The following is a 250-nucleotide window of genomic DNA, read 5'->3' as shown; positions in this document are numbered from 1 at the left end:
GCCGTACGTATCGTGAACGCCTGGTTTCACCAAGGGACCGGGATTCAGGGAGCCCGACCATGAGCGCGTCAGCACCGATCAGCCGCTTCCCGGTGCCGAAGCTGTCCGAGATGCCCGAGGATCTGCGCGCCCGCATCGCCCTGGTGCAGGAGAAGGCGGGCTTCGTGCCCAACATCTTCCTGGCATTGGCTCACCGCCCGGACGAGTTCCGCGCCTTCATGGCCTATCACGACGCGCTGATGGACAAGCC

General features: G+C 65.2%; 1 pseudogene. It reads left to right on the top strand.

Features of this window, described 5'->3' with window-relative positions:
* Positions 1-59: 59 nt before the first annotated feature.
* Positions 60-250, top strand: a pseudogene (locus MFF64_RS37155) (peroxidase-related enzyme); the annotation flags it as partial.

The sequence above is a fragment of the Methylobacterium frigidaeris genome (assembly GCF_022179185.1).
GTDB classification, from domain to species: Bacteria; Pseudomonadota; Alphaproteobacteria; order Rhizobiales; family Beijerinckiaceae; genus Methylobacterium; species Methylobacterium frigidaeris.
Note: the sequence above shows the minus strand (reverse complement) of the source record. Positions and strands in the feature narration are given on the sequence as shown.